The 24,293-nt window shown below is 71.9% G+C and carries 24 protein-coding genes; 8 read left to right on the forward strand and 16 right to left on the reverse strand.

What is annotated here, in order from left to right; all coding sequences use genetic code 11:
• Positions 1-47: 47 nt before the first annotated feature.
• On the forward strand, positions 48-929 hold the full coding sequence (locus OIE75_RS01990) for a glycerophosphodiester phosphodiesterase (protein WP_307009096.1): 882 nt from the start codon (positions 48-50) through the stop codon (positions 927-929).
• A gap of 1 nt (position 930) precedes the next feature.
• Here the strand turns inward: OIE75_RS01990 and OIE75_RS01995 are convergent, their stop codons facing one another.
• From OIE75_RS01995 to OIE75_RS02010, 4 genes are all read right to left on the reverse strand, one after another.
• Positions 931-3,855, reverse strand: a complete 2,925-nt coding sequence (locus OIE75_RS01995; RefSeq protein ID WP_329469207.1) for an FAD-binding and (Fe-S)-binding domain-containing protein — start codon at positions 3,853-3,855, stop codon at positions 931-933.
• A gap of 104 nt (positions 3,856-3,959) precedes the next feature.
• Positions 3,960-4,367, reverse strand: coding sequence for a RidA family protein (locus tag OIE75_RS02000; protein WP_307009100.1), 408 nt, complete (start codon positions 4,365-4,367; stop codon positions 3,960-3,962).
• A complete protein-coding gene (locus OIE75_RS02005) occupies positions 4,364-5,491 on the reverse strand; it encodes a mandelate racemase/muconate lactonizing enzyme family protein (RefSeq protein ID WP_329469210.1) in 1,128 nt (375 codons plus the stop codon). Before OIE75_RS02005 ends, OIE75_RS02000 begins: the two co-directional genes overlap by 4 nt.
• A 25-nt stretch (positions 5,492-5,516) precedes the next feature.
• Entirely contained in the window at positions 5,517-6,287 is a 771-nt protein-coding gene (locus OIE75_RS02010) for a creatininase family protein (protein ID WP_307009104.1), read from the reverse strand.
• A 62-nt stretch (positions 6,288-6,349) separates the two neighbouring features.
• Here OIE75_RS02010 and OIE75_RS02015 point away from each other — a divergent pair, with 62 nt between their 5' ends.
• Positions 6,350-7,288: an ROK family protein gene (locus tag OIE75_RS02015; protein ID WP_329469211.1), complete on the forward strand. Its 939-nt coding sequence runs from the start codon at positions 6,350-6,352 to the stop codon at positions 7,286-7,288.
• 11 nt (positions 7,289-7,299) lie between these two features.
• Here OIE75_RS02015 and OIE75_RS02020 read toward each other — a convergent pair whose 3' ends face one another.
• The 5 genes from OIE75_RS02020 to OIE75_RS02040 are packed head-to-tail and all read right to left on the reverse strand — an operon-like array spanning position 7,300 to position 12,476.
• Complete coding sequence (locus OIE75_RS02020; protein ID WP_329469212.1) at positions 7,300-8,184, reverse strand: ATP-binding cassette domain-containing protein; 885 nt, start codon at positions 8,182-8,184, stop codon at positions 7,300-7,302.
• On the reverse strand, positions 8,181-9,002 hold the full coding sequence (locus tag OIE75_RS02025; protein ID WP_329469214.1) for an ABC transporter ATP-binding protein: 822 nt from the start codon (positions 9,000-9,002) through the stop codon (positions 8,181-8,183). Before OIE75_RS02025 ends, OIE75_RS02020 begins: the two co-directional genes overlap by 4 nt.
• Positions 8,999-9,913, reverse strand: a complete 915-nt coding sequence (locus OIE75_RS02030; protein ID WP_329469215.1) for an ABC transporter permease — start codon at positions 9,911-9,913, stop codon at positions 8,999-9,001. Before OIE75_RS02030 ends, OIE75_RS02025 begins: the two co-directional genes overlap by 4 nt.
• On the reverse strand, positions 9,910-10,902 hold the full coding sequence (locus tag OIE75_RS02035; RefSeq protein ID WP_329469217.1) for an ABC transporter permease: 993 nt from the start codon (positions 10,900-10,902) through the stop codon (positions 9,910-9,912). The genes OIE75_RS02030 and OIE75_RS02035 overlap by 4 nt, the downstream gene beginning before the upstream one ends.
• A complete protein-coding gene (locus OIE75_RS02040; protein WP_329469219.1) occupies positions 10,899-12,476 on the reverse strand; it encodes an ABC transporter substrate-binding protein in 1,578 nt (525 codons plus the stop codon). The genes OIE75_RS02035 and OIE75_RS02040 overlap by 4 nt, the downstream gene beginning before the upstream one ends.
• Before the next feature lie 54 nt (positions 12,477-12,530).
• On the opposite strand from OIE75_RS02040, the gene OIE75_RS02045 reads away from it, so the two are divergent.
• From OIE75_RS02045 to OIE75_RS02055, 3 genes are read left to right on the forward strand one after another with little or no spacing between them, the layout of a single operon-like run.
• Positions 12,531-13,367: an IclR family transcriptional regulator gene (locus OIE75_RS02045; protein WP_329469220.1), complete on the forward strand. Its 837-nt coding sequence runs from the start codon at positions 12,531-12,533 to the stop codon at positions 13,365-13,367.
• The gene (locus tag OIE75_RS02050) at positions 13,364-14,434 is read left to right on the forward strand and encodes a serine hydrolase domain-containing protein (protein ID WP_329469222.1); all 1,071 of its coding nucleotides are present in this window, start codon (positions 13,364-13,366) and stop codon (positions 14,432-14,434) included. The genes OIE75_RS02045 and OIE75_RS02050 overlap by 4 nt, the downstream gene beginning before the upstream one ends.
• Entirely contained in the window at positions 14,431-15,015 is a 585-nt protein-coding gene (locus OIE75_RS02055) for a nucleotide triphosphate diphosphatase NUDT15 (RefSeq protein ID WP_329469224.1), read from the forward strand. The genes OIE75_RS02050 and OIE75_RS02055 overlap by 4 nt, the downstream gene beginning before the upstream one ends.
• Here OIE75_RS02055 and OIE75_RS02060 read toward each other — a convergent pair.
• A complete protein-coding gene (locus tag OIE75_RS02060; RefSeq protein WP_329474167.1) occupies positions 14,934-15,257 on the reverse strand; it encodes a hypothetical protein in 324 nt (107 codons plus the stop codon). The genes OIE75_RS02055 and OIE75_RS02060 overlap by 82 nt on opposite strands.
• Here OIE75_RS02060 and OIE75_RS02065 point away from each other — a divergent pair.
• Positions 15,256-15,354, forward strand: a complete 99-nt coding sequence (locus tag OIE75_RS02065) for a hypothetical protein (RefSeq protein WP_443078270.1) — start codon at positions 15,256-15,258, stop codon at positions 15,352-15,354. The genes OIE75_RS02060 and OIE75_RS02065 overlap by 2 nt on opposite strands.
• Before the next feature lie 113 nt (positions 15,355-15,467).
• Here OIE75_RS02065 and OIE75_RS02070 read toward each other — a convergent pair whose 3' ends face one another.
• The gene (locus tag OIE75_RS02070) at positions 15,468-15,914 is read right to left on the reverse strand and encodes a hypothetical protein (RefSeq protein ID WP_329469225.1); all 447 of its coding nucleotides are present in this window, start codon (positions 15,912-15,914) and stop codon (positions 15,468-15,470) included.
• Positions 15,915-16,037: 123 nt separating this feature from the next.
• On the opposite strand from OIE75_RS02070, the gene OIE75_RS02075 reads away from it, so the two are divergent.
• Positions 16,038-17,234 carry a glycoside hydrolase family 64 protein gene (locus OIE75_RS02075; RefSeq protein WP_329469226.1) on the forward strand — a complete coding sequence of 399 codons (1,197 nt, stop codon included), beginning with the start codon at positions 16,038-16,040 and terminating at the stop codon, positions 17,232-17,234.
• A gap of 64 nt (positions 17,235-17,298) precedes the next feature.
• Here OIE75_RS02075 and OIE75_RS02080 read toward each other — a convergent pair whose 3' ends face one another.
• From OIE75_RS02080 to OIE75_RS02095, 4 genes are all read right to left on the reverse strand, one after another.
• Positions 17,299-18,738 (reverse strand): GH1 family beta-glucosidase, encoded by a 1,440-nt coding sequence (locus tag OIE75_RS02080; RefSeq protein ID WP_307009130.1) that lies wholly within the window; start codon positions 18,736-18,738, stop codon positions 17,299-17,301.
• 40 nt (positions 18,739-18,778) lie between these two features.
• Positions 18,779-19,702 (reverse strand): carbohydrate ABC transporter permease, encoded by a 924-nt coding sequence (locus tag OIE75_RS02085; protein WP_329469228.1) that lies wholly within the window; start codon positions 19,700-19,702, stop codon positions 18,779-18,781.
• Between the two features lie 12 nt (positions 19,703-19,714).
• Positions 19,715-20,656 carry a carbohydrate ABC transporter permease gene (locus tag OIE75_RS02090; RefSeq protein WP_307009132.1) on the reverse strand — a complete coding sequence of 314 codons (942 nt, stop codon included), beginning with the start codon at positions 20,654-20,656 and terminating at the stop codon, positions 19,715-19,717.
• Positions 20,657-20,751: 95 nt separating this feature from the next.
• Positions 20,752-22,062, reverse strand: coding sequence for an ABC transporter substrate-binding protein (locus tag OIE75_RS02095; protein ID WP_307009133.1), 1,311 nt, complete (start codon positions 22,060-22,062; stop codon positions 20,752-20,754).
• Positions 22,063-22,318: 256 nt separating this feature from the next.
• Between OIE75_RS02095 and OIE75_RS02100 the strand changes: the two genes are divergently transcribed.
• Entirely contained in the window at positions 22,319-23,332 is a 1,014-nt protein-coding gene (locus OIE75_RS02100) for a LacI family DNA-binding transcriptional regulator (RefSeq protein ID WP_307009135.1), read from the forward strand.
• A gap of 42 nt (positions 23,333-23,374) precedes the next feature.
• On the opposite strand, the gene OIE75_RS02105 is transcribed toward OIE75_RS02100, so the two are convergent.
• Positions 23,375-24,184 carry an inositol monophosphatase family protein gene (locus tag OIE75_RS02105; RefSeq protein ID WP_443078437.1) on the reverse strand — a complete coding sequence of 270 codons (810 nt, stop codon included), beginning with the start codon at positions 24,182-24,184 and terminating at the stop codon, positions 23,375-23,377.
• Positions 24,185-24,293 lie beyond the last annotated feature (109 nt).

Below are 24,293 nucleotides of genomic sequence, written 5' to 3' on the forward strand. Positions count from 1 at the left end.
GCACGTCACGAACAGTCCCGCACCGAGCTACGAGGGAAGGACCGCGCATGCGCTTCACCGTGCTCTCGGAACCGGACGGCAGACGCTCGGCCAGACGTGCGGGTGTCGTCGTGGCCGCACTGGGCGGTCTGGCCCTGGCCCTGACGACGACCACCGCGCACGCCGCGCCCGGCGCCCCGGACGCCATCGCCCACCGCGGCTCCTCCGGCATGGCACCCGAGAACACCGCCGCCGCCATCGACCTGGCCGTCACCCAACGCGCCGACCACGTCGAAATCGACGTCCAGCAAACCAAGGACGGCAAACTCGTCAACTTCCATGACTGCACCATGGAACGCACCACCAACATCGAAGACCTCTACCCCGACCGCCCCCGCTACCGCGTCTCCGACTTCACCTGGAACGAACTCCGCCGCCTCGACGCAGGCTCCTGGTTCCACACCAAATACACCGGCGAACCCCTCATCACCGTCGACGACGTCATCCGCCACATCGACCACACCCGCACCGGACTCCTCGCCGAAATCAGCCCCTGCGGCCACTACACCGACATCGCCACCGACCTCGCCGACCACCTCCACACCAAACCCGCCTACGTCCGCCGCGCCCTCGCCCGCCACCAACTCGCCGTCCAGTCCTTCCAGACCGACGACGCCCGGCAATTCCACACCCGCATGCCCGACATACCCATCGGCATCCTCGACGCCGACCGCCCCACCGACACCGAACTCCAGCAACTCAGCGGGTGGGCCGACCAGATCAACCCCCAGCACACCGTCACCGACCAGACCCTCGTCGACCGCATCCACGAACTCGGCATGGACATCAACGTCTGGACCGTCGACGAACCCGGCGCCATCCGCAAAATGACCGGCCTCGGCGTCGACGGCATCATCACCGACTACCCCCAGACCCTCACCCAGCGCTGAGTCAGGGCCGGGTCGCCCGGTCCAGTTCGATCAGGACGGAGTGGTACGCGCGTCCCGTCGCCCGGTCCATGCCGATCTCGCACATCCGGTTGGCGGACAGGTGGGCGTCGTAGGCGCGCGAGGTGACCTCGGCGGCCTCCTTCTCCGTCGCGGACGCCGTCAGCTCCTTGTGCAGCATGCCCCGGTCACCGGCGAAGGCGCAGCATCCGGCGTCGTCCGGGACGACGACCTCGTCGGCGACCGCCTCGGCGACCTCGCGCAGTTGATCGACGTCGCCGAGGTGCTGCATCGAGCAGGTGGGGTGCAGTACCGCCGAGCGGGCGGTGCGCCGGATCGTGAGCCCGGGCAGGAGTTCCTCGGCGGCCCAGACGACGGAGTCGACCACCGTGAGGTGCCGGTGCAGTTCCCGGTTGGCCTCGGTGAGGTAGGGGACGACCTCGTCGGCGATGCCCAGGGTGCAGGAGGAGGCGTCGACTACCAGCGGGAGCCTTCCGCCGTCGGTCCAGGCCCAGGCGGCCTCGACGACGCGGTTGGCCATCACGGTGTTGGCGTCCTCGTAGCCCTTGGAGTGCCAGATCGTCGAACAGCAGGTGCCGGCGACGTCGTCCGGGATCCAGACCGGCTTGCCGGCGCGGTCCGAGACGTCGACCACGGCCTGCTGGAGCGAAGGGCTGTCGTCGCTCCCGGCGCCGCCGAAGATGCGGTTGACGCAGGCGGGGTAGTAGACGGCCCTCGCGTCCGCCTTCGCGGTGCGGGGCACGGCGCGAGTGGCGGCGCCGGGGATCTCCGGCAGCCATTCGGGCACCAGGTCGGGGCGTACCGCCTTGCGGGCGAGGCCGGTGGCGGCCGTCAGCAGCCGGTCGGCGATCCGGTCGGCCGCGCCCACCGCCAGGCGCGCCGACGCCTCGACGGCCTTGAACCGCCTCGCGGTGAGCGCGGCGATCCGCTCCTCGCGGGGGGAGTGCCGCTGGTGCCGGAAGTCCTTCATCATGGCGCCGGTGTCGATGCCGACGGGGCAGGCGATCCGGCAGGTGGAGTCGCCCGCGCAGGTGTCGACGGCGTCGTAGCCGTAGGAGGCGAGGAGTTGTTCCTCCACCGGTGAGCCGTCCGGCTGGCGCATCATCTCCCGGCGCAGCACGATCCGCTGGCGTGGCGTGGTCGTCAGGTCGTGGCTGGGGCAGGTGGGTTCGCAGAAGCCGCACTCGATGCAGGGGTCGGCGACGGCCTCGATGCCGGGGATCGTCTTGAGGCCGCGCAGGTGGGCCCTGGGGTCCCGGTCCAGGACGATCCGGGGCGCCAGGACGCCGTCGGGGTCGACGAGTCGCTTCGTGCGCCACATCAGCTCGGTCGCCCTCGGGCCCCACTCCAGCTCCAGGAACGGGGCGATGTTGCGTCCGGTGGCGTGCTCGGCCTTCAGCGACCCGTCGAAACGCTCCACGGTCATCCGGCAGAAGTCGTCCATGAAGGCGGCGTACCGGTCGACGTCGGACGCCTTCGACGCGTCGAAGGCGAGCAGGAAGTGCAGGTTGCCGTGGGCGGCGTGACCGGCGACGGCCGCGTCGAAGCCGTGGCCGTCCTGGAGCCGGAGCAGGGCCTCGCAGGCGTCGGCCAGCCGGGACGGCGGGACCGCGAAGTCCTCCGTGATCAGCGTGGTGCCCGCCGGCCGGGAGCCGCCGACCGCGGTGACGAATGCCTTGCGGGCCTTCCAGTACCCCGAGATGACCTTGGCGTCGCGGGTGAACCCGTTGGTCACGGAGGGGACGGGGGCGACGAGGCTCAGCCGCTCCAGGACGTCGGCCGCCGCCCGTTCGTACGCCTCCTGACCCGCCTCGTCCGGTGCCCGGAACTCCACCAGCAGCGCGGCGGTCTCGCGCGGCAGTCCTGCCCAGTCCGCCGGCACGCCCTGCACGCTGACCGAGGCGCGCAGGGTGTTGCCGTCCATCAGCTCGACGGCCAGGGCCCCGGCCTCGTTGAAGAGGGGCACGGCCGCCGCAGCGGCGGTCAGCGAGGGGAAGAAGAGCAGGCCGCTGGTGACCCGGCGGTCCAGCGGCAGGGTGTCGAAGACGACGTCGGAGATGAACCCGAAGGTGCCCTGGGAGCCGACCATCAGACCGCGCAGGATCTCCACGGGCGTGGTGCCGTCCAGGAAGGCGTCGAGCCGGTAGCCGTTGGTGTTCTTGATCTCGTACTTGGCCCGGATCCGGTCGGTGAGTGCCGCGTCCGCCTCGATCTCCGCCTTGAGGGCCAGCAGACCCGCGCACAGGTCCGGCTCGGTGCGGGCCAGCTTCGCGTCCGCGTCCGGGTCGGCCGTGTCGACGACGGTGCCGCTCGGCAGCACGAAGGTCAGCGAGGCGAGGGTGCGGTACGAGTTGCGGGTGGTGCCCGCGGTCATGCCGGAGGCGTTGTTGGCCACGACCCCGCCGACGGTGCAGGCGATGGCGCTGGCCGGGTCGGGGCCCAGGACCCTGCCGTACCGGGCGAGGGTCGCGTTGGCCCGCATGACGGTGGTGCCGGGCCGGATGCGGGCCCGCGCGCCGTCGTCCAGGACCTGCACGCCGGTGAAGTGGCGGCGGACGTCGACGAGGATGTCCTCGCCCTGGGCCTGGCCGTTCAGGCTGGTGCCGGCGGCGCGGAAGACGAGGTCGCGGCCGTGGGAGCGCGCGTACCCCATGATCGCGGAGATGTCCTCGGTGGTCTCGGGCAGGACGACGACCTGCGGGACGAACCGGTACGGGCTGGCGTCGGAGGCGTACTTGACCAGGTCGGAGACCTTCCAGCGGACCTTCTCCGGACCGAGCAGTGCGGTCAGCTCCGCGCGGAGCCGCTCGGGCGTGCCCGAGGCACCCCGGTCGGGGACCCGGTCGGCCGCGGCGGCGCGGGCCGATCCCGGGCGGAGGCTGTCCGGCTTGGGCTCCAGCAGGGGCATGACGTTCGTCTCCCACACGGTCTCGGTCGGTGCTGATCAGCGTACGACTGCGAAGGGCTCGCGTGCCCCGGGGTGCGCCGGGGCACGCGAGCGCGGATGGGTGGTCACCCGGGCGTGTGGGGGCCGGGCAGGACGGCCACCACGTCGATCTCCACGAGGATGTTCATGAGGTCCGACCCGACGGTGGTGCGCACCGGGCACGGCTCGTCGAAGAACTCGCGGTAGGCGGCGTCATACGCGGCGAAGTCCCGCTTCAGGTGTTGCAGGTGCGTGGTCACCTTCACGACGTCCCGCAGGGAGAGCCCCTCCTCGGCGAGGACCGCGCGGACGTTGCGCAGCACCTGCGCGGTCTGTGCGCCGACGCCTTCGGGCACCTCGCCGGTGGCCGGGTCCTGCGGGCCGAACCCGGCCGTGAACAGGAGTCCGCCCGCCACCACGCCCTGCGCGTACGCACCCGCCGGCCGGGGAGCCCCGGTCGTGCGCACGGCTCGTTTCCCGGTCCGCCCGCTCATCCGGTGAGGTCTCCGTCCCGCTCGTTGACCCCGGCGTAGTGGCGGAGCTTGTCCTCGTCCACCCGTACACCCAGTCCCGGGCCGGACGGCACCCGCAGCCTGCCCTTCTCCAGGTGCAGCGGCTCGATGATGTCGTCCGCGTGCAGGTAGTACATGCTGTCGATCGCCCGGGAGAGGACGGGTGTGCTCGACACGACGGCCAGGTGCGCGGCCGTGGCGATGCCGAGTTCCCCGCCGCTGTGCAGGTTCATGCCGAGGCCGAAGGTCTCGCAGTGCGCGGCGAGCGCCTTGGTCGCGGCGATGCCGCCCCACTTGTAGACGTCACCGTGGATGACGTCCACGGCGTTCAGCCGCATGGCGGGCGCGAAGTCCTCGAAGCGGACGACGCACATGTTGGTGCACAGCGGGATGCGGACCTTCGCCTTCACCTGGCTCATGCCCTCGATGCCGACGCACGGGTCCTCCAGGTACTCCAGGTCGAGTTCCTCCAGCGCGATCCCGGCGCGCACCGAGTCGGGGACGGACCAGGCGGCGTTCGGGTCGACGCGCAGGTTCACCCCGGGCAGCGCCTCGCGGACCGCGCGCAGGATGGCGACGTCGCCCGCGCAGTCCTTGGTGCCCTTGAGCTTGACGGCGTCGAAGCCGCCCTCGGCGACGACGCGCACGGTGTGCTCCGCCAGGGCCTTGGGCAGGTCCGCCGGCGTGGCGCCCGGCGCGTCGGCGCGGGTGATGAGCGCGGTGATCGGGACCTCGTCCCGCACGGGGCCGCCCAGCAGGTCGGTGAGGGACTGGCCGGTCGCCTTGCCCATCGCGTCCCAGCAGGCGACGTCGACGGCGGCGATGGCCGCGTAGCCGAGGTAGCCGTAGAAGAACGGCACCATGTGCTGCTTGCGGTGGAAGCTCTCCAGGGCGAAGGGGCTGGTCCCGATCAGCTCGGGGGCCAGTTGCCGGACGATCGCGGCGACCGGGGCGCCCCACATCGTCTCGCCCCAGCCCTCGACGCCGTCGTCGGTGCGGATGCGGACGACGGTGCGGGTCTCGCCGGTCTTGGTCTCGAACGAACTCGTGAAGGGGTTGACCAGCGGGAGGTTGACGACCCACACGTCCACGTCAGTGATCTTCATTGCTTCTCCTTGTCGCATGGCTTCATCAGGACGGCCGGCTCGCCGTGTCGAACGCCCGGATCGCGTCGGCGAGGCCGCGCGCCCGGTCGTCCAGCAGCAGGCCGCCCCGGACGGCGTCGGCGCCGGACGCGTCGTCCGTGGCGCCGTCGACCCGCTCCCACTCGCCGTGGCGTTCCACGGTCAGGCCGGGGTGCGGCGGGTTGTCGAACAGGGGCGGCGGTTCCACCGGGGCGCGGGCGGGCACGGGTGTGCGCACCAGTCGGGGGTGGGCGGCGAGCATCAGTGAGGTCTCGAACCATCCGGCGTGCCCCGGGGTGACGTCCGGCCGACCCGCCTCGTCCTCGCCGGCGGTGAGGGTCCAGTACGAGCAGGCGGCGACGGTGACCCGGGCGCGCAGCGCGAACCGCTTCACGGCGAGCCGCATGATCTCGTCGTTGCCGCCGTGGCCGTTCACGACCATCACCCGGTGGTGTCCGCTGGTCACGAGCGAGTCGAGGACGTCGTCGAGAACCGCGCCCAGGGTGGCCGCGGAGAGCGAGACGGCGGCGGCGAACAGGTGGTGCGGGCTGTGGCCGAAGGGCAGCGCCGGCAGCCGTACGACCTCGGGTGCGGCCGCCTCCCGGGAGAGGAGGTCCAGCGCCCGGTCCACGACCTCCTCGACCAGCAGGGTGTCGGTGCCCATGGGCAGGTGCCCGGCGTGCTGCTCCTGCGAGCCGATGGGCAGCAGGGCGATGCCCCGCTCACCGGCCCGGCGGACCTCGCGCCAGGTGAGTTCGCTCAGTCTCGATTGGCTCACAGTGCTACCTCTCCGAAACGGGGCCGTGGCAGAGTCGGCGCATGGTCCACAAAAGTTCTCCGTTGCGACTGGTCCCCGCGGCTGTGCCGCGACCGGCCGCGCCGCCCGCGCCGCGGCGGCTGGGCGCCGTCGAGCTGGTGCCCGGCCGGGTCAGGGCGGCCGTGCTGTCCGTGGCGGGCCGGGTGCTGGACCGCGCCGAGTCGTCGTACGACGCGGCCGGCGCGACGCCCGCGGACATCGACGCGGCGCTGGAGGAGGCGGCCGGTGTCTTCGCCGCGCACGACCTCCAGGGGATCGGCGTGGCCGCGGCGGGGCTGGTGGACCCCCGCACGGGGCTGATCCTGGAGGTGAACGACGTGCCCGCCCTGCACGGCTATCCGGTGACGGAGCGGCTCGGCGCGCTCACCGGCGCCGGGGTGCGGGTGGAGCACCGGGCGCGCCTCCAGGTGCTCGGCGACCGCTGGTTCGGCGCGGGCCGCGGGCGGCGCACCTTCGCCTCGGTGTCGACGGGCGAGGTGCTCGGGGTCGGTGTCCTGTACGACGGCGAGGTGATGGCCCCGCCCGGCGGGCGCAGCGGCGCGCACATGACCGTGTCGGCCAGCGGTGAGCGCTGCACGTGCGGCAGCCGGGGCTGCTGGAAGACGGTGGCCACGACCGGCTGGCTGCGCGCCCGGGCGCGGGATGCGGGCCTCGGCCCGGCGGTGTCGCTGGAGGCACTGGTGAACGGCGGGGACGCGCTCGCCGGACGGGTGGTGGAGGAGTACGCCCACAACCTCGCGCTGGGTCTGGTGAACGTGCAGCAGCTGTTCGCGCCCGGTCTCTTCATCCTGCACGGTGAGGCGCGGGAGGGCGGTGAGCGCTTCCGGACCGTGGTGGAGGAGCGGCTGCGCGAGGCCGTCGCCTTCACCGAGGCCGAGCAGCCCCGGGTGCTGGTGGGAACGGCCGCCGTCGACGACGTCGCGCTGCTCGGCGGTGCGGGTCTGGTGCTGTCGCACCTGTAGGACGGGGCCGGTCACCGGCTCGCCCCGTCCGTCGGCGAGGCGGCCCGCTGTGCCGCGCGACGCCCCTTGCGCGGGTCGAGGACGGGTACGGCGTCCAGCAGTTGCCGCGTGTAGGGGTGTCGCGGTGAGCGCAGTACCTCCGCCGTGTCGCCGACCTCGACCAGGCGCCCCCGGCGCATCACGGCGACCCGGTCGGCGACCTGTCCGACGACGGCGAGGTTGTGGGAGACGAACACGTAGGTCAGCCCGAGCCGTTGCTGGAGGTCGGCCAGCAGGTCGAGGACCGTCGCCTGCACGGAGACGTCCAGGGCGCTGGTCGGTTCGTCCAGGACGAGGAGGCGGGGGCGCAGGGCCAGGGCCCGCGCTATCGAGACGCGCTGGCGCTGTCCGCCGGAGAACTCGTGCGGGTAGCGGTCCTGGATACCGGCGTCCAGACCCACCGCCTCCAGGAGTTCACCGACGCGTTCGCGGGTCCGGGGCCGTGCGCGCCGTCCGCGCGCCTCGGGGTCGTGGGTGACGAGGGGTTCGGCGACGATGTCCGTGATGCGCATGCGCGGGTTCATGCTGGAGTAGGGGTCCTGGAGGACGACCTGCATCTGCCGTCGTACGGCGCGCAGTTCGGGCGCGGAGAGGGCGGCGAGGTCCTGTCCGTCGAAGCGGACGCTGCCGGCGGTGGGTTCGAGGAGCCGCAGCAGCAGCCGGGTCAGGGTGGTCTTGCCGCAGCCTGATTCGCCGACCAGGGCGAGGGTCTCGCCCTCGTGGACTTCGAGCGACACGTCGTCGACGGCCGTGGTCGTGCCGTGCGTGCCGAACTCCTTGCGCAGTCCGACGAGTTCCAGGAGGACCTTGGCGGACGCGGGTGCGGGTGCGGTGGCTTCGGTGGCTTCCGTGGTCATGCCGCCTCCAGTCGAGGGGTGGCCGCCAGCAGCTTGCGGGTGTAGTCGTCGGCGGGACGGTCGAAGACGTCGAGGACGTCGCCGGTCTCGACGACGCGGCCCTTGTTCATGACCACGACGCGGTCGGCGGTCTCCGCGACGACGGCGAGGTCGTGGGTGATCAGCACGACGGCCATGTCGTGCTTGTGCTGGAGGGTGACGAGCAGGTCGAGGATCTGGCGCTGCACGGTGACGTCCAGGGCCGTGGTCGGCTCGTCGGCGATGAGCACGCGGGGCCGTGCGACCAGCGCCGTCGCGATCATCACGCGCTGGCGCAGGCCTCCGGAGAGTTCGTGCGGGTACTGGCGGTAGCGCAGGGCCGGGTCGGGGATGCCGACCTCGTCCAGGGCCTCCAGCGCGGCCTCCTTCGCCTCGGCGCGGGACATGCCGGTGTGGTGCCCGAGTACTTCGGCGACCTGGGCGCCGACCCGCTGGAGGGGATCGAGGCAGGTCATCGGGTCCTGGAAGACCATGGCGATGTCGCTGCCGCGGACCCGGCCGAGGTCCTTCTCGGAGAGTTTCAGCAGGTCGCGTCCGTCGAAGCGGATCTCGCCGCTCGCGTAGACGCACGGCGGGCTCGGGTTGAGGCGCAGGACGGAGAGGGCGGTGGCGCTCTTGCCGCTGCCCGACTCCCCCACGACGGCGAGGGTTTCACCGGCGTGGACGTGCAGGGAGACGTCCTGGACGGCGTGGACGACGGAGGTCTCCAGGCGGAAGTCGACGCTGAGGCCGGCTATCTCCAGCAGCGGCGGTGGCGTTGTCGGTCGGTCGTGGCTCATCGGCGGTAGGCCTTCGGGTCCGCGACGTCCCTGAGGGCGTCGCCGGTGATGTTGATGGCGAGGGAGGTGAGCATCAGGGCGATGCCGGGGAAGACGGCGACCCACCAGGAGGTGCCCAGGTAGAGCTGGCCGTCGGAGAGCATGCCGCCCCAGGTGACCGTCTCCTTGGGCACGCCCAGGCCGAGATAGCTCAGGGAGGCCTCGGCGACGATGGCGGCGGCGACGTGCAGGGTGCCGATGGTGGCCAGCGGGGCCATCACGTTGGGCAGCAGGTGGCGGCGCATGATGGTGACGTCGGTGACGCCGATCGCGCGGGCCTCGGTGACGAAGTCGCGGGTGCGCAGGGACATCACCTCGGAGCGCACGACGCGGGCGTAGGAGACCCAGCCGGTGAAGCCGAGCACCAGGATCACGTACCACAGGCCCGAGCCGAGGAAGCCGACGATGGCGAGGGCCAGCAGCAGCGCCGGGAAGGCGAGCTGGACGTCGGCGAGCCGCATGAGGGCGCGGTCGGCCCAGCCGCCGAAGTACCCGGAGGACAGTCCCACGACGGTGCCGATGACTCCGGCGAGGAGAGCCGCGCCGGCGCCGACGAGCAGGGAGACCCGGGCGCCGAAGATGACGCGGGAGAGCATGTCGCGCCCGAGCTGGTCGGTGCCCAGGAGGTGGGCGCCGCTGCCGCCGTCCTGCCAGGCGGGGGGCCGCAGCCTGAGGAGGAGGTTCTGCGCGTTGGGGTCGTAGGGGGCGATCAGGGGTGCGAACAGGGCGGCGAGCAGCAGCAGCGCGAGTACGGCCAGGGCCGCGACGGCGAGCTTGTTGCGCAGCAGGGCCCGCAGGACGGCGGAGCCCGAGCCGCCGGACGGTGCCTCGGCCGGGGTCCGGTCGGTGGCGGCCGGTGACATGACGGTCATCGTGACGTCCTCACCCTCGGGTCGAGGAAGCTGTAGGAGAGGTCGACGAGCAGGTTCACCACGACGAAGGTGGCGGCGAAGAACAGGACGGTGGCCTGGACGAGCGGGAAGTCGCGGTTGGAGATCGCCTCGACGGTCAGCTGGCCGACTCCGGGCCAGGAGAAGACCCGTTCGGTGAGGATCGCTCCGCCGAGCAGGTTGCCGACCTCGAGCCCGACGACGGTCACCACCGGCAGCGAGGCGTTGCGCAGTCCGTGCCTGAGCACCACCTTCAGGGGGCCGAAGCCCTTGGCGCGGGCGCTGCGGATGTGGTCGGAGGACAGGACGTCGATCAGCGAGGAGCGCAGCAGGCGCGCGACGACGGCGACGGAGTAGACGGCGAGGGTGACGGCCGGCAGGACGAGGTTGGCGAAGGTGCCGTAGCCGGAGGCGGGCAGGGCGCGCAGCCAGACGGCGAAGACCAGGATGAGCAGGATGCCGACCCAGAACGGCGGGGTGGACTGGCCCAGCAGGACGCCGGTCATCACGGTGTGGTCGGAGCCGCGCCCGCGGCGCATGGCGGCGAAGATGCCCGCCGGGACGGCGACGACGAGGGTCACCGCGAGGGCGGCGGCGGCCAGTTCGATGGTGGCGGGCAGCCGGTCGGCGAGGATCTCGCTCACGGGCTGGCCGTAGACCAGGGAGTCGCCGAAGTCGAGGCGGAGCAGTCCCCAGAGGTAGTCGAGGTACTGCGCGAACAGCGGCTGGTCCAGGCCGAGGGAGGCGCGCAGCACGTTCTCCTGCTCGGCGGTGGCGTCGGGCGGCAGCAGGATCTTCACGGGGTCGCCGGAGAGCCGTACCAGGAAGAAGGAGACCGTCGCGGTGCACAGCAGGACGAACAGCGCGGTGGCCAGGCGCCTGAGTACCGTGCGCAGCAGCCCGGTCCGGCCCGTGCGGCGGGGTGTGGTCTCCGCGGGGGTGGGTGGTTTGTCGAGGGTGGGGGCGCTCATCGGGACACCTCCGCGCTCTCCATGGCGAGGACGCCCGCGGAGCCGGGTGTCCAGCGGGGGCGGTCGTTGCGGGCGAAGATGTTGTCGATCTGGTAGAGGAAGACGAAGGGCGCCTCCTCCCGCATCAGCCGTTGCAGGTCGGAGAAGGCCCGTTCGCGTTCGGCGGGGTCCTCGGAGAGTTCCTCGAGGTCGATGAGGCGGTCGGCCTCCTCGGAGTGCCAGCGGCTCTGGCGTCGGTCGCTGCGCACGTTGGACTGGACGATGCTCGCGCCGTCCATCGTCCAGACGGTGCTCGCCGCGAGGTAGACCGGGCCGAGCGCTCCCCGGTTGTCGGAGGTGAGCCGGGCCGAGTAGGTGCCGGGGTCGAGGAGGTTCACGCGTGCGTCCACCCCCGCCTTGGCCAGCAGTCCGGACAGGGCCTCGGCGACGTTGGCGTCGACGTTGGAGGCGGTGATCGTCGTGGCGAAGCCGCGCGGGTGCCCGGCGTCGGCGAGGAGGGCGCGCGCGGTCTCGACGGACCGCTCGAACGGCTTGACGGTGGGGTCGAAGCCGAAGGCGCCGCGCGGGACGAGGGCGGGTGTCTCGGTCGCCTTGCCGCCGAGTACCGCCTTGATCAGCAGGGGTACGTCGATCGCGTGGTTGAGGGCTTGGCGGACCCGGCGGTCCTGGAGCGGGCTTCGCTCCAGGGTGTTCAGGGACAGGTAGGCGGTGCGGATCCCGGTGTGGCCGTCCAGCGAGACGCCGCCGTAGCCCTCCAACTGCTGGGCGGCGTCCGGGGTGAGTCCGGCGACGAGGTCGACGCCCCCGCTCTGCAGGGCGGCCAGGGAGGAGGAGGCGTTCGGCGCGGGGCTGAAGACAAGGCCGTCGACGGCGGGCCGTCCGTTCCAGTGGTCTGCGTAGGCGCGCATGCGCAGTTCGTGGTCGCGCTGCCAGCTGACGTAGGTGAAGGGGCCGGTGCCGACGGGGTGGTCGGCGAACTCGGCGTCGCCCACCTCGGCCAGGTGGCGGGGCGGTACGACCACGCCGCCGAAGAGGGAGAGCTTCGCGGGCAGGATCGGGTCGTGCACGGTGGTGTGGAAGTCCACGGTGAGGCGGTCGACCACGGTGACGCCCTTGACGAAGCGCAGTTCGACGATCGGGGACTTGGTGGCGGGGTCGAGCAGCCGCTCGATGCTGAAAGCGACGGCCCGCGCGTCGCACGCCTCACCGTTGTGGAAGGTCACGCCGGGTCGGAGGGTGAAGCGCCAGGTGCGCGCGTCGGTGGCCTTCCAGGAGAGGGCGAGCCTGGGGTGCAGCCGGTTGTCCCGGCCCCGGGTGGTGAGCGTGTCGAACATGTTGATCAGGACGTTCATCGACACCATGTCGCCCTGCTTCTGCGGGTCCAGCGTCTTGGGGTCCCCGGGCTGGGAGACCCGCAGGACGTTGCCGGCCCGGTCCGCGGCGGCCGTCGTGCCGCACGCGGTCAGGAGCGCCGGGGCGCCGAGGGCTCCCAGGAGCAGACCGCCGGTCCGCAGGACGTGACGTCGGGTGGGACGGCTGCGGTCCATCGTGCGCCCCTGATGAATTCGTTCCATTGAACAACACCTCCGTTCCGTCAGATGGAATGCGGTTGGGTTAAGCTAAGCGACATGGTGAAAGCGGTCAACACCCGGTCGGTCGATCAGGAACTCGTGAAGGGCCCCGTCGACAAGGCGATGGAGGTCCTCGACGCGCTCGTGCAGCCCGGCGGTCCCCACCGGTTGGGCGAGATCGCGCGCCGCACGGGACTGACCAAGCCCACCGTCCACCGGCACCTGCGGACGATGGCGGAGTACGGCTTCGCGGAGGCGGCGGAGAACGGCAGCTACCGCCCGGGCCCGCGCCTGCTGGGTCTGGCCGCGGCGGCCCTGAACGACAGCCGCGTCCTCGAACTCACCCGGCCCGCCCTCGCCGACCTGCGGCGGCGCACCGGACACGTGGCGTTCTACGCGGTGCGGCACGCGACCGACGCGGTGTACCTGGAGCGGTCCGAGCCGGCCCGGGAGTACCGGATGAGCACGGCGCCCGGCCAGCGCTCCCCGCTGTACGCGTGCGGCGTGGGGCTCGCCATGCTCTCGGCCCTGCCTCCTGAGGAGGCCGACGCCGTACTGGACGTACGCGACCTGGAGGCCCGCACACCCAGCACACCCACCGAGCCCGCCGCCGTCCGGGCGGTGCTGGCGCGCGCGGCGCTGTGCGGGTACGCCGTGGACGACGAGTACGACGAGCCGGACGTGCGCTCGGTGGCGGCCCCCGTCCTCGACGCGGAGGGCGGGGTCGTGGGCGCGATCGGTATCCTGGGCCTGACCTTCACCATGGACCCCGACAGCGTGGAGGTGTTCGGGCCGATGGTGCGGGCCGCGGCACGCACGGTGTCGGCCGGGCTCGGCGCGCGCACGCCGGTCCTCGGCGTGGTGGACGACGCCTCGCGGGGTGAGCGGTCGTGAGCGCCCTGGCCGACCTGCTCGCCGAGGGACGGGAACGGCGGGTGTTCTCGGGGGCCGCCTGGTCCGTCGGAGACCCGGAGGGCCCGCTGGACCGCGGCTGGACCGGCACCCGGTCCTGGGACGGACCGCCGCTGGACGGCGACGATCTGTGGGACCTCGCCTCGGTGACGAAACCGGTCGCGGGGCTCGCGGTGATGGCCCTGGTCGAGCGCGGCGTGCTGGGGCTCGACGCGACGGTGGGCACGTATCTGCCCGACTACCGAGGGGGCGACAAGGCCGACTTGACGGTACGTCAACTTCTCGCGCACACCTCGGGGATCCCTGGTCAGGTGCCGCTCTACCGCGACCGTCCCACCCGTGCGTCCCTGCTGGAGGCGGTACGGCTGCTGCCGCTGACCGCGGAGCCCGGCACCCGCGTCCAGTACTCCTCGCAGGGCTTCATCGTCCTGGGTCTGATCGCCGAGGCGGCGACGGGACGACCGCTGGACGCGCTGGTGGAGGAGCTGGTGTGCGCGCCGGCCGGGATGCGGGACACCGTGTTCCGGCCGGACGCCGGGCGCCGGGCGCGGGCGGTCGCCACCGAGGACTGCCCCTGGCGCGGGCGCACGGTCGTGGGCGAGGTCCACGACGAGAACGCGGTGGTGCTCGGCGGCGTCGGCGCCCACGCGGGCCTGTTCTCCACCCTGGCGGACATGGAACGCCTCGGCACCGCACTCGCCGACGGCGGCCGGGGGCTCCTGCGCCCCGACACCTTCGCCGTCATGACGGCGGGCCACACCGACCACTTGGCACTGCGGCGCGCTCTCGCCTGGCAGGGCCGCGATCCCGTCGGCTCCCCCGCCGGAGACGTGTTCGGCCCCGCCTCGTACGGCCACACGGGCTTCACCGGCACCAGTCTCTGGGTCGACCCGGACACGGGGCGCTATGCCGTGCTGCTCACCAACCGGGTGCACCCCACCAGGGCCGGGGACGGGATCGTCGCCCTGCGCCGGGCGTTCCACGACGCGGCCGCCGGACTGCCCCGCGATGGCGCGAGGCCGGCCCCACCGTGTGGAATGGCCGGATGAACCCTGCCGAGCCCGAGCCCGAACCGCACCCCGGACACGCACCCGCACCGGGCGCCGAGCGCCCCGAACGCGCGCGCCCCGCCTCCCACAGCCTCACCGGAGTCGGTCTCGCCGTCCTCGATCCCACCGGGCGGGTCCTGCTCGGCCTCGGCCATGACGGACGCTGGGAACTGCCCGGCGGCAAGGTGGACCCGGGCGAGGACTTCGAGACGGCCGCGGCCCGGGAACTGGCGGAGGAGACCGGACTCACGGTCGCCGCCGAGGACGTACGGGTCCTGGCCGTGTTCGTCGACGGCCTGGCCGGACTGACCCGGGTGACGGCGGCGGCCGTCACCGAGCGGGCCCTGGGCACGCCCCGGGTCACCGAGCCCGACAAGATCGAACGCTGGGAGTGGTTCGCCCGGGACGCGGTCCCGTCCGCCCTCTTCGCCCCGTCCGCCTCGGTCCTGGACTGCCTGTGGCCCGAGGCGGAACACCGGGGCGGCGCCGGGGTGCGCCACTACACGCTGGCCGGCTCCCCGTCCGCCCGGACCGTCGCGAACGGCAGCACCAGCCGGAACGGGTGCGCGGCGTCGCGGTAGATCTTGTGGGTGACGGGGCGGCCCACCGGCAGGTGGAACGCGTCCGGCGGCAGCAGCGCGTTGTGCTCGTCGGCCCGCGCGCCCTCCACCACATGGACCAGGTTGGCCCACGCGGCCACGTCCGGGTCCCGGAGCCGGGGGGCGGCCTTCTCCCTGATCTCCTCGGGCGAGAACGTCTCCAGCATGCGGGACTTGACGCCGTCGGTGAAGGCCCAGCCGTGGTGCGACGGCAACGTCGGCATGATCGGCATCTCCTACTTCGGCTCGATGCAGGTGCCGGCCGCGGCCGGACGGCCGCCGAGCCTCAAGGCGGTCTTCGCGTCAATCAAGTGGACATGAGGAGAAGACAACGAACGGTACGCACGACGAGAGGGCGGTCCGCGCCGACGGCACGGTTCCGGGCCTGCGAAAGGCGCCGTCGCGGACGACGGCGCCTTCGGTCAGCAGGAGGGTCAGGTCAGCAGGGACACCCAGCCCGCGCTCAGCTCGTCGAGCATCTGGTCGTCGGTGAGCTTCCAGTCGACGCGGTCCCAGTTCTGGGCGACGTAGTCGAGCTGTGCCATGGCGAGCACTCCGCGGAAGTGGCGCTGGTGCGGTTCGAAGCGTCCGGCCAGCGTGAGGCCGTCCTCGATGTCGCCGACGGCCTCCTCCATCCACCGCTCGACCAGGTCGGCGAGGTCCGGTTCGATCACCGCGGCGTCGCGGCCGAGGCGGATGATCGGCCGGATGGCCGGCCAGGCGTCGGTGGTCCGGCGCAGCCACGCCGTGATCGCCTCCGGCGTGCCCTCGGCGACGGTGGCGACCAGGTCCCGCGCCGTGGAGCCGCGCTCGGGAGACCGGACGCGTTGCAGCTCCTCGTCCGGTTCACCACAGCCGGTGTCCGCCGCGCCCCTCCCCACCGAGCCCCGCGACTTCGCGGCATCCCGCCCCCTGCATTGACATGCACGCGTCCCGGCGCAACGCTGAGAGCGCTCTCAGAATCGGTACGGACCAATTCCCCCACACCCGCACGGAGGTGGAGAGTGCTCTCAAGACTCAGACGCCGTCTGCTCGCCGTGGCCACGGCAGCGGGCCTGGCCGGCACCCTGCTCACGTTCGGCGCCTCGGCGCCCGCGGACGCCGCGGTGCCCGCCACCATCCCCCTGAAGATCACCAACAACTCCAGCCGCGGCGAAGCCGTGCACATCTACAACCTCGGCACCTCGCTGACGACCGGTCAGCAGGGCTGGGCCGATGCCAACGGCACCTTCCACGCCTGGCCCGCCGGCGGCAATCCGCCCACCCCCGCACCGGACGCGTCCATCCCCGGGCCGGCCGCCGGACAGACCAAGACGATCCGGATCCCCAAGCTGTCGGGGCGCATCTACTTCTCGTACGGCCAGAAGCTCGACTTCCGGCTGACCACGGGCGGTCTGGTGCAGCCGGCGGTGCAGAACCCGAGCGACCCGAACCGCAACATCCTCTTCAACTGGTCCGAGTACACGCTCAACGACTCCGGGCTGTGGCTCAACAGCACCCAGGTCGACATGTTCGCCGCGCCCTACACGGTCGGCGTGCAGCGCGGCGACGGGAGTGTGATCAGCGCCGGGAAGCTCAAGGCCGGCGGCTACAACGCGGTGTTCAACGCGCTGCGGGCGCAGCCCGGCTGGGGCGGACTGATCCAGACCCGGCCTGACGGCACCGTGCTGCGGGCGCTGTCGCCGCTGTACGGGCTGGAGACCGGGGCGCTGCCCGCGTCGGTGCTCAACGACTACATCAACCGGGTCTGGCAGAAGTACGCGACGAACACCCTCACCGTCACGCCGTTCGGGAACCAGCCGAACACCAAGTACTTCGGGCGGGTCTCGGGGAACGTCATGAACTTCACCAACGGCTCGGGCGCGGTCGTCACGAGCTTCCAGAAACCGGACGCCTCCAGCGTCTTCGGCTGCCACCGGCTCCTGGACGCCCCCAACGACCTGGTGCGCGGACCGATCTCGCGCACGCTGTGCGCCGGGTTCAACCGTTCGACGCTGCTGAGCAACCCCAACCAGCCCGACCCCTCGGCGGCGAACTTCTACAAGGACTCCGTCACCAACCACTACGCCCGGATCATCCACGACCGGATGGCGGACGGGAAGGCGTACGCCTTCGCCTTCGACGACGTCGGCAACCACGAGTCGCTGGTGCACGACGGCAATCCGGCCCAGGCCCAGCTCACCCTCGACCCGCTCAACTGACCGCCGCCCGAACCCGGACCGCCCCCGTCCTCCGCTCGCGCGGCAGGGCGGGGGCGGCACGCGGTCAGGCGCCGGGCAGGACGCCGGTGCGGGCGACCTCGGAGTACCAGCGGGCGCTCGCCTTCGGGATGCGGGTGCCGGTCGGGTAGTCGACGTAGACGGCACCGAAGCGCTTGCTGTAGCCGTGCGCCCACTCGAAGTTGTCCAGCAGCGACCAGAGGAAGTAGCCGCGGACGTCCGCGCCGTCCAGGATGGCCTGGTGGACGGCGGCGAGGTGGCCCCGCACATAGGCGATCCGGGCGGGGTCGTTGACCTGGCCGGCGGGGTCGGCGTAGTCGTCGAACGCGGCGCCGTTCTCGGTGATGACCAGCGGCAGCGCCGGGAAGTCGGCGGCCAGCCGGCGCAGCAGGTCGTACAGGCCGGTGGGGTCGACTGCCCAGCCCATCGCGGTCCGGTCGCCGGGCGGCTGGTGGAAGGCGACCCGGTCGGCTCCCGGCCAGGGGCTGTGGGAGCTGTTGCCGTGTCCGTCGGAGCTGTGGGTGCCGCTGCCGTCGGTCTCGGAGACGACGGTGGGCGTGTAGTAGTTGACGCCGAGGAAGTCCAGCGGCTGGTGGATCCGCCGCAGGTCGCCGTCCTGGACGAAGGACCAGTCGGTCAGCTCGGCGGTGTCCTTGAGCAGGTCCTCCGGATAGGCGCCCTGCAGCATGGGGCCGGTGAAGACCCGGTTGGCGAGGGCGTCGATCCGGCGGACCGCGTCGGCGTCCCCCTCGGTGCCGGTGAGCGGGCGGACGTGGTGGATGTTGAGGGTGACCGAGCACCGGGCGTCGGCGCGGAGGCGGTCGCGCAGCGCCTGGACGGCCAGGCCGTGCCCCAGGTTGAGGTGGTGGGCGGCGCGCAGGGCGGCCACGGGGTCGGTGCGGCCGGGGGCGTGCACGCCGGAGCCGTAACCGAGGAAGGCGCTGCACCAGGGTTCGTTGAGGGTGGTCCAGGTCTTCACCCGGTCACCGAGGGCGTCCGCGGCGAGGGCCGCGTACTCGGCGAACCGCTCGGCGGTGGCACGCTCGGGCCAGCCGCCCGCGTCCTCCAGTTCCTGCGGCAGGTCCCAGTGGTAGAGGGTGGCGACGGGCTCGATGCCCTTCTCCAGGAGGTCGTCGACGAGTCGCCGGTAGAAGTCCAGGCCCTTCTGCACGGCCGGACCGCGCCCGGTGGGCTGGATTCGGGGCCAGGACAGGGAGAACCGGTAGGCGCCGAGGCCGAGTTCGGCCATCAGGGCGACGTCCTCGGCGCTGCGGTGGTAGTGGTCGGTGGCGACGTCACCGGTGTCGCCGTTGCGGACGCGGCCGGGGGTGCGGGCGTAGGTGTCCCAGATGGACGGCGTGCGCCCGTCCTCCGCGGCGGCGCCCTCGACCTGGTAGGAGGCGGTGGCGGAACCCCAGAGGAAGCCCTTGGGGAAGGTACGGGCGGCGTCCGGGCCGGATCCGGTCTGGTGTGCTGCGGTGACCACGTAAGTCCTTTCAAGATGGGGGTGTTCGCGGGGCGGCGGGTCAGCCCTTGACCGCGCCCGCCATGATGCCGCTGACGATCTGACGGCCGAAGACGATGAACATGGCCAGCAGCGGCAGCGTGCCGAGCAGTGCGCCCGCCATGATCAGCGACTGGTCGCGGACGTAGCCGGCGCTGAGCTGGGTGAGCGCGACGGGCACCGTCGGGTTGGTCATGTCGAGGACCACGAACGGCCAGAAGAAGTCGTTCCACGCGTGCACGAACGTGATCATGAACAGGACCGCCATCGCGGGCCGGGCGACCGGCAGCACGATGCTCCAGAAGATCCGCAGCGAGTGCGCCCCGTCCACGCGTCCGGCCTCGACGAGTTCGTCCGGCAGCGCCTCCGAGAGGTACTGCCGCATGAAGAAGACGCCGACCGCGCTGACCAGGGTGGGGAAGATGACGGCGGGCAGCTGCTGCGACCAGCCCAGCTCGGCCATCATCATGAACAGCGGTACGACGCCGAGCTGCGGCGGCACCAGCATGGTGCCGATCACCAGCATGAGCAGGGCATTGCGCCCCTTGAACCGCAGTTTGGCGAAGGCGAACCCGGCGAGCGTCGCGAACATCACCGTGGACAGGGCGATCACCCCGGCCACGATCAGGCTGTTGACCATCGCCTTGCCCATCGCCGCCTCGTCCCAGGCGCGGGCGAGGTTGCTGAACAGGTTCGGGCCGGGCAGGAACGGCGGGGGCGTCTGGCTGACCCGCGTGTTGTCGGTGGAGGCGGCGACCATCGTCCAGTACAGCGGGAAGATCGACAGCACCGCCATGACGGCGAGCAGGACGTAGGCGAGGGGCCCGGCGTGATGCTGGCGGCCCGCCCGCTGGCGCAGCAGCCGGCGCCCGGCGGGGCGGCCCGCCCGGGCGGCGGGGGTGCGGTCCGGGCTGTCCGTCCGGGCCGGGAGGCTCTGTGTGGTCATGGCGACTCCAGGTCAGGACGTACGGGAGCGCAGGCGCTTGGTCAGGCGCTGCACGACGAAGACGAGGACGAGCAGCAGGAACATCGCCCAGGCGACGGTCGCCGAGCGGCCCATCTGGTAGTTCTTCCAGCCCTCCTCGTACAGCAGGAGACCCAGCGTCTGGTACTGGTTGTCCGCGCCGCCGGTGACCCCGTTGGGCCCCTGGCCGAAGATGAGCGGCTCACCGAACAGCTGGGTGGCGCCGATCGTGGAGAGCACGATGGTGAAGACGATGGTGGAGCGGATCCCGGGCACGGTGACGTGGGTGAACTGCTGCCAGCGCGAGGCCCCGTCGAGCGAGGCCGCCTCGTACCGGTCGGCGGGGATGGCCTGCATGGCGGCCAGGTAGAGCAGCGCGTTGTAGCCGGTCCAGCGCCAGATCACGATGGTGGAGATCGCGACCTGGGCGGGCCACTTGTCGGCCTCCCAGTCCACCGGGTCGATGCCGACCGAACCCAGCGCCCAGTTGATCATGCCGAAGTCGCGCTCGAAGATCATGGTGAAGACGAGGGCGGCCGCCGCGACCGAGGTGGCGTAGGGGACGAGCGAGGCGACCCGGAAGAACAGCGAGGCGCGCATCCGGTAGTTGAGCAGGTGCGCCAGCCCGAGCGCCATCATCAGCTGCGGCACCGTGGAGATGACGCCGATGGTGATCGTGTTCCGCAGCGCGTTCCAGAACCTGGAGTCCCCCCACAGGTCGACGTAGTTGTCGAACGCCACCCACTCCATGACATCGAGGGTGGCCAGCTCCACGTCGTGCAGGGAGATCCACGAGGTGTAGACGAGGGGGTAGAAGCTGAACGCGGCGAAGACCACGAAGAACGGCGCGACGAACACGTACGGGGCGCCCTTGATGTCCAGCCGGTGCAGGAGCGCGCCGCGCCGCGCCGGGGCCTTGGTGGTGGAGGTGGCCACCGGGATTCCTTCCTGAGTTCGGATGTGTGCGACCGTGCGCCGGGCCCGCCGGAGTGACGCGGGCGGGCCCGGACGGCCACGAGGCGGGCGGAAGGTCAGCCGACCGCCTTCTCGATGCGCTCCGCGGTGGTCTTCCACGCCTCGTCACGGGCGGTGCCCTGCTGCTCGATCAGGGTGAGGCCCTGGGAGAAGGTGTCCTTGATCGTGCCGTCCTTGCGGCCGAGGACCTGCTTGTCCGGGATCTCCTGGGCGGCTGCACCGAAGATCCGGCCGATCGGGGCGCCGCTGAAGTACTCGGACTCGGCGTTCTTCACGTCGGCGCTCTCCAGCGCCGTGCGCGAGGAGGGGATGTTGCCGATCTCCTTGAAGATGTGGGCCTGCTGCTCCGGCGCGGTCAGCCAGGCGACGAGCTTCTTCGCCTCCTCCTTCACCGGGCTCTGCTCGACCACGCCGAGGAAGGATCCGCCCCAGTTCGCGCCCTTGGGGGCCTTGGCGACGTCCCACTTGCCCTTGTTCGCCGCGCCGGCCTTCTCGCTGATGTGGCTCAGCATCCAGGCCGGGCAGACCGCCGTGGCGAACGTGCCGTTGGCCAGACCGGGGTCCCAACCGGGCTGGAACTGACGGAGCTTGGCCGTCAGGCCGTCCTCCGCGGCGTCTGCGGCCAGGCCCCAGGCCTCCTTGACGGCCGGGTTCGTGTCGTAGATCAGCTCGCCCTGCTCGTCGTAGTACTGCTCGGGATAGCCGTAGACCATGGCGTTGAACAGGCCGCTGGCCGCGTCCATGTAAGCGACGTCGTCACCCTTGAAGCCCTTCTTGAAGGTGCGGCCGACCTCGACGTACTTCTTCCAGTCGCCGTCCCACAGCTTGGCGACCTCCTCGCGGTCGGTGGGCAGGCCCGCCTGTTCGAAGTAGTCCTTGCGGTAGCAGACGGCCATCGGGCCGATGTCCGTGCCCAGGCCCAGCACCTTGCCGTCCCCGGTGCTGATCTGGGACTCCTTCCACGGCAGGAAGTGGTCGGTGCCGGCAGCCTCGGAGAAGTCCGCGAACTTGTCCGACTGGGTCTCGGTGATCTCCTTGGCCCGGCCGATCTCGATGCCCTGGATGTCCTTCAGCCCCTTGCCGGCGGCGAGTCTGGTCTGGAGGGCGGTGTAGTACGTCTGCTCGTCGCCGGCGATCTCCGCCTTGATGTCGACGTCCGGGTTCTCCTTCTCGTACTGCTCCAGGAGGCCCGTCTCCTTGATGCCCATCACCCCGTACAGGCCCATGGTGATGACGGTCTTGCCGTCCTTCTTGCCACCACCCGTGACCGAGTCGTCGCCGCTGCTGCATCCGACGACGAGCGCCAGCGCGCCGACGGCCGCGACCGTCGCCACCGCCTTCCCGCGCAACGAACCGAGAGTGCCCATGGATCTCCTCCTAGCGACGGCTCAGACAAGGTGGGAACGTGCCCAATTTTGGTGGGCACGTTCCCACCGGCGCATCGAAGACTCGTGGGAGCGAGCCCATCTGTCAATAACTTGAAAACAACTTGTTTCCTCGCCCGGTCCGGAAAACGGCCTCCCGACCGCCGGGGGGTGCGCCGGCGGCGACCGCGTCTGCAAGAATTGCCGCAGGTCACCTCCGCGGCCGGCACGTCCGCCGCGGCCGCCGAGGGGGGAGTGCATGACCGGCAACCGCCGTCCCACGATCAAAACGGTCGCCGCCCGAGCCGGCGTGGGCCGCACCACCGTCTCCCGCGTCGTCAACGGCTCGGAGCTGGTCAGTGCCGACGCCCGCGCCAGGGTCCTCGCGGCGATCAAGGAACTGAACTACGTTCCCAACTCGGTGGCCCGCGGGCTCGTCACCAACCGCACCGACGCCGTGGCCCTGGTGATCCCGGAGTCCGAGAGCAGGCTCGGCTCGGAACCGTTCTTCGCCGCGCTGATCCGCGGCGTCAGCGGTGCACTCGCCGAGAGCCGGACCCAGCTCCAGCTGATGCTCGTACGCGACCAGGCGGAGCGGGACCAGCTGACCGATTCGGTCGCGGCCCGCCGGGTCGACGGCGTCCTCCTGGTCTCGGTGCACTCCGAGGACCGGCTGCCCGGCATGCTGGAGGAGATGGGCCTGCCCACCGTCCTGGCCGGTCGCCGCGACGCGGGCGAGCGGCTGAGCTACGTCAACGCGGACAACGCCGGCGGGGCCGCCGCGGCGGTGCGGCACCTGCTGAGCGGCGGACGGGAGCGGATCGCGACCATCACCGGGCCGCTGGACATGGACGTCGGCCGCAGCCGGCTCGCGGGCTGGCGGGACGCGCACCTGGAGGCGGGGGCGCCCGCCGCGGAAGTCCTGGTGGAGGCGGGCGACTTCACCGAGGAGGGCGGGGCGCGCGCGATGCGTTTGCTTCTTGAACGTGCCCCCGACCTGGACGCCGTCTTCGCGGCCTCGGACCTCATGGCGGTCGGCGCCCTGGCCGAACTCCGCCGGCACGGGCGGCGGGTGCCCGGCGACGTCGCCGTGGTCGGATTCGAGGACTCCGTCCTCGCCCGGCACACGGACCCACCGCTCACGACGGTGCGTCAGCCGGTGGAGGAGCTGGGACGGACCATGGCCCGCATCCTCACCGGCATCACCCGGCACGGCGCGCCACGGCAGCAGTTGACGCTTCCGACGGAGCTGGTGGTGCGCGAGTCGTCCTGACCGTGGTGCGCGAGTCGTTCCGACCGTGGTGCGCGCCGCCTCCTAACCTCGGCTGCGCGTCATCGACATCAGCAGTTCGTGGGTCCCGGCGTCGGCGGCGGCCACGAGACCGCGGCCCGCTTCACCGATCGGGGCGCCGTCGATCCCGGTGACGGTGCAGCCGGCGGCCCGGCACAGGGCGATGCCCGCCGCGAAGTGCACGCTCCGGGAGAGGTCGCCGCCATCGGTGACGTAGGCGGCGCGTCTGCCTGCCGCGACCCAGGCCAGTGCCAGGGTCGTGGAGACTACGCGCGGCCGGAAGCGGCCGACGAACTCGGGGTGGGCCAGCAGATCCACGGCCCGGAATCCCGGCGCACTCGGAAACGGCGGATCCAGGTTGACGTCGACCAGTCCACTGGCGGACGTGGGCGTCAGCGGTGCGTCGTCGGCCCCGTCACGTCGTACCCAGGCGGTCTCCCCGTCGGTGAAGAAGACCTCGCCGCTGAACGGGTCGGCCACCGCTGCCGCCCCGTCCCGCAAGGCCACGTTGACGGCGACCAGCATGTTGCCGACGGCGTAGTTCAGCGTGCCGCACAGGGGATCCACCAGCCACTGGCGCACCGCGTCGGCACCGCCCCGCAGCCCGCCTTCCTCTCCGAGCACCGCGTCGTCGGGCCGTCGGGCACGGATCACGCCGAGGATGGTCTTCTCGGCCTCCACGTCGGCGTCGGTGGCGAAGTCCCCGGCGCCCTTGTCGATGCGGTGGAGCCGTCGGCCGTACAGGTTGCGGACCACGTCCGCGCCGGCCTGCGCCCCCGCTGTCGCGACGGCGGCATCGTCGGATGCTTCGCATGAGTCGATCACGCCGCGCAGACTATCGAGGCGGACCGCCACGGCGCCGCGCGCCGGGTAGCGTCGGCGGCGCGCGAGCCGTTGGGGAGCATCCACCAGCGGCGACCGAGCGGCATCGGGCATCGACGAG

The sequence above is a fragment of the Streptomyces sp. NBC_01723 genome, assembly GCF_036246005.1.
In the GTDB taxonomy this organism is placed as follows: domain Bacteria; phylum Actinomycetota; class Actinomycetes; order Streptomycetales; family Streptomycetaceae; genus Streptomyces.

Bases quoted from the DNA above. Each gene is read 5' to 3' on its own strand.
- OIE75_RS01990 (WP_307009096.1), top strand. From the start codon at position 48: ATGCGCTTCACCGTGCTCTCGGAACCGGACGGCAGACGCTCGGCCAGA.
- OIE75_RS01995 (WP_329469207.1), bottom strand. From the start codon at position 3,855: ATGCCCCTGCTGGAGCCCAAGCCGGACAGCCTCCGCCCGGGATCGGCC.
- OIE75_RS02000 (WP_307009100.1), bottom strand. From the start codon at position 4,367: ATGAGCGGGCGGACCGGGAAACGAGCCGTGCGCACGACCGGGGCTCCC.
- OIE75_RS02005 (WP_329469210.1), bottom strand. From the start codon at position 5,491: ATGAAGATCACTGACGTGGACGTGTGGGTCGTCAACCTCCCGCTGGTC.
- OIE75_RS02020 (WP_329469212.1), bottom strand. From the start codon at position 8,184: ATGACCACGGAAGCCACCGAAGCCACCGCACCCGCACCCGCGTCCGCC.
- OIE75_RS02025 (WP_329469214.1), bottom strand. From the start codon at position 9,002: ATGAGCCACGACCGACCGACAACGCCACCGCCGCTGCTGGAGATAGCC.
- OIE75_RS02030 (WP_329469215.1), bottom strand. From the start codon at position 9,913: ATGACCGTCATGTCACCGGCCGCCACCGACCGGACCCCGGCCGAGGCA.
- OIE75_RS02035 (WP_329469217.1), bottom strand. From the start codon at position 10,902: ATGAGCGCCCCCACCCTCGACAAACCACCCACCCCCGCGGAGACCACA.
- OIE75_RS02040 (WP_329469219.1), bottom strand. From the start codon at position 12,476: ATGGAACGAATTCATCAGGGGCGCACGATGGACCGCAGCCGTCCCACC.
- OIE75_RS02045 (WP_329469220.1), top strand. From the start codon at position 12,531: ATGGTGAAAGCGGTCAACACCCGGTCGGTCGATCAGGAACTCGTGAAG.
- OIE75_RS02055 (WP_329469224.1), top strand. From the start codon at position 14,431: ATGAACCCTGCCGAGCCCGAGCCCGAACCGCACCCCGGACACGCACCC.
- OIE75_RS02065 (WP_443078270.1), top strand. From the start codon at position 15,256: ATGATCGGCATCTCCTACTTCGGCTCGATGCAGGTGCCGGCCGCGGCC.
- OIE75_RS02060 (WP_329474167.1), bottom strand. From the start codon at position 15,257: ATGCCGACGTTGCCGTCGCACCACGGCTGGGCCTTCACCGACGGCGTC.
- OIE75_RS02085 (WP_329469228.1), bottom strand. From the start codon at position 19,702: ATGACCACACAGAGCCTCCCGGCCCGGACGGACAGCCCGGACCGCACC.
- OIE75_RS02095 (WP_307009133.1), bottom strand. From the start codon at position 22,062: ATGGGCACTCTCGGTTCGTTGCGCGGGAAGGCGGTGGCGACGGTCGCG.
- OIE75_RS02100 (WP_307009135.1), top strand. From the start codon at position 22,319: ATGACCGGCAACCGCCGTCCCACGATCAAAACGGTCGCCGCCCGAGCC.